Origin of the sequence: Streptomyces malaysiense, from assembly GCF_000980885.2 — a bacterium.
In the GTDB taxonomy this organism is placed as follows: Bacteria; Actinomycetota; Actinomycetes; order Streptomycetales; family Streptomycetaceae; genus Streptomyces; species Streptomyces malaysiense.
In genome coordinates, this window is sequence record NZ_LBDA02000080.1 from 138,122 (window position 1) to 146,357 (window position 8,236).

An 8,236-nucleotide genomic window follows, 5' to 3' on the forward strand; every position below is an offset into this window, starting at 1 on the left:
CCCTGACAACGGTTTGATACATCCCGGATGTGTTGTCGGTGCCGGGCCATATGCTCGATCCACACGCCAGTACCAGGGACTTCGGGAATCAGGAGCAGCCATGCAGGGCCACGGCCACGGACAGCCGGCCAAGAGGCCGCCGCACACCGCGGTGCTGGTCCTGGTGCGTGTGCTGTTCGTGGCGGCCGGTTTCCTCAGCCTCGGCTTCCTGGCCGGGGCGATGCAGCTGCGGCTGGCCCTCGTCACCCGCCGGGCACTGGACTGGGCGCTGTTCGCCGCGGTGCTGGCGCTCGACGCCATCAGCGTCGCCCTGGTGGGGAGCGATCCCACCGACGACGTCGAGACCGTTCGCGGCAATGTGGGTATGTGCCTGCTGTTCGCCACGCTGGCCGCCGCGACCGTGTACTACCTGGTCGCCGAGATACGCCACTACGGACGCCGAGCAAGGGAGTTCGCGGCCCATCGGCCGGTACCCGCTCCGGCACCGGCTCCGGCCTACGGCTACCCGGGCCCGGCGGTCCCGCCGTACCTCCCGCCCGCCACCCCCGTCCCCTCCGGCATGCCGACCCCGCCCCCGTCGGCACCGCACACCCCTGTTCCCGGCCCCCCGCCGGTCGTCCCGCCCTCGCACCGCCCCGCCCCCGCGCGCATCGACCAGGTGCGGGCCGAACTGGACGAACTGAGCGACTATCTGCGCAGGCAGGACGGCCGGACCGAGGACGGAAGGTGACCGTGGCGACAGGGCGTCTCGTCGCCGGCCGCTACGAACTCTCCACCCTCATCGGCCAGGGCGGCATGGGCCAGGTGTGGACGGCGTACGACCAGCGGCTCGACCGGCGCGTGGCCGTGAAGCTGCTGCGTCCCGACAAGGTCGCGGGCCAGGAGGCCGACGAGCTGCGCCGCCGTTTCGAGCGCGAGTGCCGCGTCACCGCCCAGGTCGACCACCCCGGCCTGGTCACCGTGCACGACGCGGGCAGCGAGGGCGAGGAACTGTTCCTCGTCATGCAGTACGTGGACGGCGCCGACCTCGCCGACCACCTCGCCGAGCACGATCCCTATCCCTGGCCGTGGGCGGTCGCGGTGGCCGCCCAGCTGTGCGCCGTGCTCAGCGCCGTGCACGCAGTGCCGATCGTCCACCGCGACCTCAAGCCGCGCAATGTGATGGTCAAGCAGGACGGCCTGGTCACCGTGCTCGACCTGGGCGTGGCCTCCGTCATGGACACCGACACCACCCGGCTCACCCACACCGGCTCCCCGATCGGCTCGCCCGCCTACATGGCACCCGAGCAGGCCATGGGCGGCGCGGTCGGCCCGTACACCGACCTGTACGCGCTCGGGGTGCTGCTGCACGAACTGCTCAGCGGCGACGTGCCGTTCACCGGCGCCACCGCGCTCGGCGTGCTCCACCGGCACCTGTACGACCCGCCGCTACCGGTGCGCCGGATCCGCCCCGAGGTCCCGGAGGCGCTGGAGAGCCTGGTGCTGCGCCTGCTCGCCAAGGACCCGCAGCACCGGCCGGCCTCCGCACAGGAGGTGTACGAGCACCTGGTGCCGCTGCTGCCCGCGCGCGGCATGCCCAGCGGGGCGCCGCTGGACCCCACGCGCCCCTTCCTGCGTCCACACGCCCCCTGGCCCGACCGCGCGCGCACGCCCGCGTCCCGGCCGGCCCCCGCCGCGCCGGTCGCCCCGGCGACCGGCAAGCCCGATGTCGCCGCCGCCGTCGACGAGGTCAAACGCCTGCTGGGGGAGGGCCGGATCACCCAGGCCGTCGACATCCTGGGCGCGATCCTGCCCGCCGCCGCCGAACAGCACGGCGAGCAGTCCCCGGTGGTGCGTACCCTGCGCAAGCAGTACGCGGCGACCCTCATGGACGACGGCCAGTACCGGCGCGCCCTGCCCGAACTGCGCCGGCTCGCCGACGAACGCGCCGCCGAGGCCGGCCAGGCCGACCCGGCGTCCCTGCGCTTCCGCTACGACGCCGCGCAATGCCTCGAACAGCTGGGCGAGCCCGCGGCGGCGCTCGCCGAGTACCGCGCCCTGCTGCCGTACTACGAGAACCAGTACGTGTCCGGCGATCCGCAGCAGGCCCACGAGGTCCGCCGGCGCATCGGACATCTGCTGCTCGCCCTCGGCGACCGGCCCGCCGCGCACGACACCCTCGCCCGCCTGGTGCTGGACGTGGAACGCCTCGGCGGCCCCGGCCACCCGATGGCCGTCGAGATCCGCCGCACCCTGCACTGGCTGGGCCAGGTACGCGGCTAGGCCTCAGTCGGGCGCACGTCGCACAGAGAACCATGGGGGCGCGACGGTGCCCGAAGTCGCGGTGAATCGTTGGTCGAATGGGTTGGCCGGAGCAGTGCCGCTGCCTACCATCGATCATCGCAAGACTTTGTGCACCGTCGCACAATCTCCCCCAGGAGGTCTCCTTGCACCGCCGCCGTCGCACCGCGCTCGTCCTCACCGCCGCGATCGCCGCCGCGGCCCCCCTGCTGACCGCCTGCGGAAACGACGCGCACCCGGGCGCGGCGGCCGTCGTCGGCGGGCAGCGGATCACCGTCGCGCAGCTGGAGAACCGGGTCGGCGAGGTCCGCGACGCCCAGCGTGCCGCGGTGCCCGACCAGGGCCAGTACCAGCAGGTGCTCGCCCAGACCAGCAGCCTCACCCGCGACACCCTGCACAACATGGTCCTGGACCGGGTGATCCAGCGGGCCGCGCGGGACGAGGGCGTCTCGGTCACCCGCAATGAGGTCCAGCGACTGCGCGCGAGCCTGGAGCAGCAGGCGGGCGGCTCCAAGGGCCTCCAGACGGCCTGGCTCCAGAAGTACGGCATCGCCCCCGCGCACCTGGACGAGAACCTCCGGCTCCAGCTGGAGGCGCAGAAGCTCGCGGCCCGGCTTGGCACCGACACCACCCAGCCCGCCTTCTGGAAGGCCCTCGCCAAGGCGTCCGGGAAACTCCACATCGACGTCAACCCGCGCTACGGCACGTGGGACGTGCAGAAGAGCAGCCGGGTGGACGCGAAGACCCCGTGGGTGCGGGAGGTCACGTCGGTGTCGGGCGGCGGGCCGGTCACGGCGTAGCCGGCGCGTCAGCGACGGCGTCGGTCGTACGATCACACGACTCGGGCGCCGCTGTGGACAACCGAATCCGCTCGTCGCGGCGGTGGGTTACTTTCGGATCGTGAACGCATCCAGTCCCGGAGCCGGCTCCGGCCGCATCGTCCTCCTCACCACCAGCCACCGCGTCGCCCCCGGCCTGTTGTCCTGGCCCGCGTGGGAGGCGCTGCGCGCCGCCGACGCCGTGCTGTGCGCGGACGGCGCCCATCCGCAGCTGCCCTATCTGCGGGAGGCCGGTGCAGAGGTGTCCGAGGCGGCGCCCACGGCGCAGGAGCTGGTCGACGCCTGCGCCGGCGGGCGCACGGTGGTGGTCGTGGCGACCGGCGAGGGGGAGCCCGCCCTCACCGACGGCCTGGCCCGGCTGGCCGGCTCCGGCCGGGTCCGCATGCCCGAGCTGGAGCTGCTGCCCGCGTCGTACGACCTGCCCGGTGCCCGGCTGCTGGACCTCGTCCAGGTCATGGACCGCATCCGCGTCGAGTGCCCCTGGTCCTCCCGGCAGACCCACGAGGGCCTGGCCAAGTACGGCATCGAGGAGGCGTACGAACTGGTCGAGGCGATCGAGGCCGGCGACCGCGAGGAACTGCGCGAGGAGCTGGGCGACGTCCTCCTCCAGGTCGTCTTCCACTCCCGGATCGCCGAGGAGCACCCCGAGACACCGTTCTCCGTCGACGACGTGGCGGGCGGCATCGTCGCCAAGCTCATCCACCGCCACCCCCATGTCTTCGGAGACGAGGCGGCGGAGACCCCCGAGGACGTCAAGGCGCACTGGCTGCGCACCAAGGCCGAGGAGAAGCGCCGCACCTCGGTCACCGAGGGCATCCCCCTCGGCCAGCCCGGCCTCGCCCTCGCCGCCAAGCTCGCCTCCCGCGCCCGTACCGCCGGCCTCGACGTCCCCCTCCCCGAGGGCGACGGCATCGGCTACACCCTCCTCGCCCTCGCCGCCCAGGCCGAATCCACCGGCACGGACCCGGAAACCGCCCTGCGCGCCGCGGCCCGGACGTACCGGGACGCGATACGCAGGGCGGAGGGAGTGGACGGGACGGACCCGGACGGCGCCTCGGACGAGAACGAGGACGAGGACGAGGGCTAGGGCCTCTCTTCCGGATCAGGCCGGGGGCCGGAGGGGACCGCGTCGGCGACCAGCGGTGACACGGCCCTCCGTCCGGGCGGATACCGTCGAGGAGTGACCGACCAGCTTCGCCCCGATGACTCCGTTCCCGCCGCTCCCGAGCTGTTCACCTGGGAGTTCGCGGCCGACCCCTATCCGGCGTACGCGTGGCTGCGTGAGCACGCGCCCGTCAGGCGGACGCGGTTGCCCAGCGGGGTGGAGGCATGGCTTGTCACGCGGTACGCGGATGCCCGGCAGGCGCTGGCGGACCAGCGGCTGAGCAAGAACCCGGCGCATCACGACGAGCCCGAGCACGCCAAGGGCAAGACCGGCATCCCCGGCGAGCGCAAGGCCGAGCTGATGACGCACCTGCTGAACATCGACCCGCCGGACCACACCCGGCTGCGCCGGCTGGTCAGCAAGGCGTTCACGCCCCGCCGCGTCGCCGAGTTCGCGGACCGGGTGCAGGAGCTGACCGACCAGCTCATCGACCGGTTCGCCGAGCGCGGCTCCGCCGACCTCATCCACGAGTTCGCCTTCCCGCTCCCCATCTACGCCATCTGCGACCTGCTCGGCGTCCCGCGCGAGGACCAGGACGACTTCCGGGACTGGGCGGGCATGATGATCCGGCACGGCGGCGGGCCCCGGGGCGGTGTCGCCCGGTCGGTGAAGAAGATGCGCGGCTACCTCGCCGAGCTGATCCACAGGAAGCGCGAGGCGCTGCCCGCCGAGCCCGCGCCCGGCGAGGACCTGATCTCCGGCCTCATCCGCGCCTCCGACCACGGCGAGCACCTCACCGAGAACGAGGCCGCGGCGATGGCCTTCATCCTTCTGTTCGCCGGCTTCGAGACCACCGTCAACCTGATCGGCAACGGCACCTACGCCCTGCTCACCCACCCCGAGCAGCGCCACCGCCTCCAGGAGGCCCTCGCCCGCGGCGACGACGAGCTGCTGGCGACCGGGGTGGAGGAACTGCTGCGCTACGACGGCCCGGTGGAGCTGGCCACCTGGCGGTTCGCCACCGAGCCGCTCACCATCGGCGGCCAGGAGATCGCGCCGGGCGACCCGGTGCTCGTCGTGCTGGCCGCCGCCGACCGGGACCCGGAGCGGTTCGAGGACCCGGACACCCTGGACCTCGGCCGGCGGGACAACCAGCACCTCGGGTACGGCCACGGCATCCACTACTGCCTGGGTGCCCCGCTCGCCCGCCTGGAGGGGCAGACGGCGCTGGCCACCCTGCTGACCCGGCTGCCCGACCTGCGGCTCGCCGCCGGCCCGGACGAGCTGCGCTGGCGCGGCGGGCTCATCATGCGGGGCCTGCGCACCCTGCCGGTGGAGTTCACCCCGCCCGCTCAGTAGTCCAGGCCCGCGAACCAGTCGCCCCGGCCGCCCGGGGTCAGGTCGAGCAGATGCCAGACGGGGTTGAGGAGATCGATGCCGCGCTGGTCGATGTCCTCGGCCATCCGGGGGTGCGCGGAGTAGAAGTGCCGGACCGTGCCGTCCGGGTCCCGGGTGAAGACCGAGACGGTCGAGTCCTGGACGCCGTCCTCGTCCTCGCTGCCCAGGTCGTACTTGAAGGTGCTGTCCCCGGCGCCGAGCAACCGCAGCCGGGACCAGCCGCGGGCGCGGGCGTGCCGGCGCAGGGCCGGCAGGCCGGCGGCGGCCACCACCACCAGGTCGGCGTTCCGGGCCACCTGGTGGGCGACGCCGTCGAAGCCGTCGATCCACAGGGTGCACATCGGGCACGGCTCGGTCTGCCGTTTGCCGTACATGAAGTGGTAGACGAGCAGGGGCCGCTCCGGGCCGCCGGTGAACAGCTCGCTCAGCCGGACATCGCGCACGGGTGTGTCGCCCGCGTCGAGGTCGGCGGGTCCCTCCAGGAAGACGTAGTCGTCCACCTCGGGCCCCGGGGGCAGCGAACGGCGCAGGGCCGCTACCCGTTCGCGCCGGCGCATCAGCTCGATCTCCGCGCCGCGCAGTTCCTCGCGGGCGGCGAGGTACTCCGCGGACTCACCGTGCAACCGGGTCTGCCGCATCATGTGTCCTCCTGCGTGGACAGCCCCCCGGAACAGGTCGGTTCCATGGTTCCGGGCGCCGCGCGCCGCGGGGATGAGGCTCCGCCGTGCCCGACGGGTGAAAGGAAATGTGACGGAGCGCAGGGGCAGACGTTCAACTCCGTGATCTTCGCGTGATCGGGGCGGCATGAACTTGTGACAAGTGATCGTGTGCCGATACCTTCACCCCTCAGCGCGGCGACCGGCACCATCCGCCGCGCGGGCCCCCGCCGTCGCACGAAAGGCTTCCGCATGATCTCCGGGAACGGTCGTCACCGCCGCCCCCGTCAGGCTCCGGCCCTCCTCGTCGCGGCCGGCGTGACCGGCTCCGCCATCGCCATCCCGCTGCTCGGCGCGGCCAGCGCCCACGCGGCCGACGGCACCACGTGGGACAAGGTCGCCAACTGCGAGAGCGGCGGCGCCTGGAGCGCCGACACCGGCAACGGGTACTACGGCGGTCTCCAGATATCCCAGGACGACTGGGTCGCGTACGGCGGGACGCAGTACGCCTCCTCCGCCGACCAGGCCAGCCGCTCGCAGCAGATCGCCGTGGCCGAGAAGATCCTCAAGGACAAGGGCACCACGCCCTGGGCCACCTGCGCCCTGCTGTCCGGACTGACCTCGAACTCCGGTTCCGTGACGGTCGATCCGGGCGTCGGCGGCAACGGAAACGGCGGCGGCAACGGAAACGGCGGCGCCGGCGGCAACGGAAGCGGCGGCGGCCAGGACGACGGCACGGCCGACCCGTCCGGCCTGCCCGACCCCTCCTCCCCGGCCGGCACGCAGAGCGGCGACCAGGACGGCTCCGGCACGGGCTCCGGCTCCGGCTCCGGCAAGGCGTCCACCGACCCGTCCGGCGCCTCCGACCCCTCCGCCTCGCCGGCCCACGGCTCCGGCAAGCAGACCGGCAAGCACGCGAGCCCGAATCCGGGCAAGCACACCGGCACGCCCGGGACCGGCACCCCCGGCCCGGACCCGTCCGGCCCGTCCTCGACGGACCCCTCTGTCCCGGCCGCGCCCTCCGCGCCGGCCGACGGCTCCGCGACGCCCGCGCCGTCCACCGGCACCCCGGACAACCCCCGGCAGACCGTCGGCTCTTGGAACCTGGTCGACACCGGGGCCCTCGCCGGCGGACGCCACCGCGGCGGCAACGCGGACGAAAGCACGGTAAACGGGCAGAACGACTCGGCCTCCGGCCGGCATGCCTCCCACGGGCCGGGCACCTACACCGTCCGCGAGGGCGACTCGCTGAGCGCCATCGCCGACTCCCTTGACGTCGACGGCGGATGGCACGCGCTCTACGCCGCGAACAAGAAGGTCGTGGGCGCCGACCCGAACCACATCACCGCCGGTCAGACCCTGAAAGTCGGTGACGAAACGGGCGCGGACCAGGGCTAGTTGACGCCCCACTTGATCGCTAAATGTCCGATTTGGCGAAAGTGTGGGATGAGTCTCAGAAGCCCTGATCGTCTTTGAAATTCCGCCGATCACGTGGCTACCGTCAAGGCCGCTCGTCACCACGAGCCCCGGCGGCCGCAACGCCGAATCCTGCCAGCGGCTGCCCGGGAACAGTCGTCGCGTCACGCGCCGCAGGCAGGAGCGGGGGACCCAAGGTAAGTGCCGGGCCCGGCAGTTGATGCCGGACCGGCTTGGGGTGAAGCCACGCCTCCACGAGGAGGGGTGGCCGGGCAACTCAACCGGCCCGAACCCGACAGCTCACCTCGCAGGCGTCGGTGAGGGGATCGTTCCATGCTGTTTTCCGGCAAGGGCAAGCACCGTCGTCCGTCCAAGGCCGTCCGCGTCGTCACGCTCGCCGGTGTCACCGGTGCCGCTGTCGCCGCGCCGCTGATGGCCACCGGCACCGCCTCCGCCGCCACCGCCTCCCAGTGGGACGCGGTCGCCCAGTGCGAGTCCGGCGGCAACTGGTCCATCAACACCGGCAACGGGTACTACGGCGG

8 protein-coding genes and 1 riboswitch are annotated in these 8,236 nt (G+C 73.0%); of the genes, 7 read left to right on the forward strand and 1 reads right to left on the reverse strand.

The features are described 5' to 3' along the window. The first annotated feature begins 100 nt into the window (after window positions 1–100). The 5 genes from VT52_RS29365 (at window position 101) to VT52_RS29385 (ending at window position 5,583) form a co-directional block, all read left to right on the forward strand. Entirely contained in the window at window positions 101–730 is a 630-nt protein-coding gene (locus VT52_RS29365; protein ID WP_071387708.1) for a hypothetical protein, read from the forward strand. Then, entirely contained in the window at window positions 727–2,262 is a 1,536-nt protein-coding gene (locus VT52_RS29370) for a serine/threonine-protein kinase (protein WP_046426323.1), read from the forward strand. The genes VT52_RS29365 and VT52_RS29370 overlap by 4 nt, the downstream gene beginning before the upstream one ends. Window positions 2,263–2,426: 164 nt before the next feature. Then, window positions 2,427–3,080 carry a SurA N-terminal domain-containing protein gene (locus tag VT52_RS29375; RefSeq protein ID WP_046426325.1) on the forward strand — a complete coding sequence of 218 codons (654 nt, stop codon included), beginning with the start codon at window positions 2,427–2,429 and terminating at the stop codon, window positions 3,078–3,080. Between the two features lie 100 nt (window positions 3,081–3,180). After that, entirely contained in the window at window positions 3,181–4,206 is a 1,026-nt protein-coding gene (locus VT52_RS29380) for a nucleoside triphosphate pyrophosphohydrolase (RefSeq protein WP_046426331.1), read from the forward strand. A gap of 93 nt (window positions 4,207–4,299) precedes the next feature. Continuing rightward, entirely contained in the window at window positions 4,300–5,583 is a 1,284-nt protein-coding gene (locus VT52_RS29385) for a cytochrome P450 family protein (RefSeq protein WP_046426327.1), read from the forward strand. Here the strand turns inward: VT52_RS29385 and VT52_RS29390 are convergent. After that, the gene (locus VT52_RS29390; RefSeq protein ID WP_206306633.1) at window positions 5,577–6,263 is read right to left on the reverse strand and encodes a DUF899 family protein; all 687 of its coding nucleotides are present in this window, start codon (window positions 6,261–6,263) and stop codon (window positions 5,577–5,579) included. The two genes, VT52_RS29385 and VT52_RS29390, sit on opposite strands and share 7 nt — an antisense overlap. 267 nt (window positions 6,264–6,530) lie before the next feature. Between VT52_RS29390 and VT52_RS29395 the strand changes: the two genes are divergently transcribed. Then, window positions 6,531–7,676 (forward strand): LysM peptidoglycan-binding domain-containing protein, encoded by a 1,146-nt coding sequence (locus VT52_RS29395; protein ID WP_046426329.1) that lies wholly within the window; start codon window positions 6,531–6,533, stop codon window positions 7,674–7,676. A 177-nt stretch (window positions 7,677–7,853) separates the two neighbouring features. Then, window positions 7,854–8,023, forward strand: a riboswitch (cyclic di-AMP (ydaO/yuaA leader). A 4-nt stretch (window positions 8,024–8,027) separates the two neighbouring features. After that, a partial coding sequence (locus VT52_RS39455; protein WP_143070939.1) for a transglycosylase family protein occupies window positions 8,028–8,236 on the forward strand: 209 nt, incomplete at its 3' end.

What these genes read in the sequence shown, in the direction of transcription:
- VT52_RS29365 (WP_071387708.1), top strand. Translation starts at nt 101, where the DNA reads ATGCAGGGCCACGGCCACGGACAGCCGGCCAAGAGGCCGCCGCACACC.
- VT52_RS29390 (WP_206306633.1), bottom strand. Translation starts at nt 6,263, where the DNA reads ATGATGCGGCAGACCCGGTTGCACGGTGAGTCCGCGGAGTACCTCGCC.
- VT52_RS29395 (WP_046426329.1), top strand. Translation starts at nt 6,531, where the DNA reads ATGATCTCCGGGAACGGTCGTCACCGCCGCCCCCGTCAGGCTCCGGCC.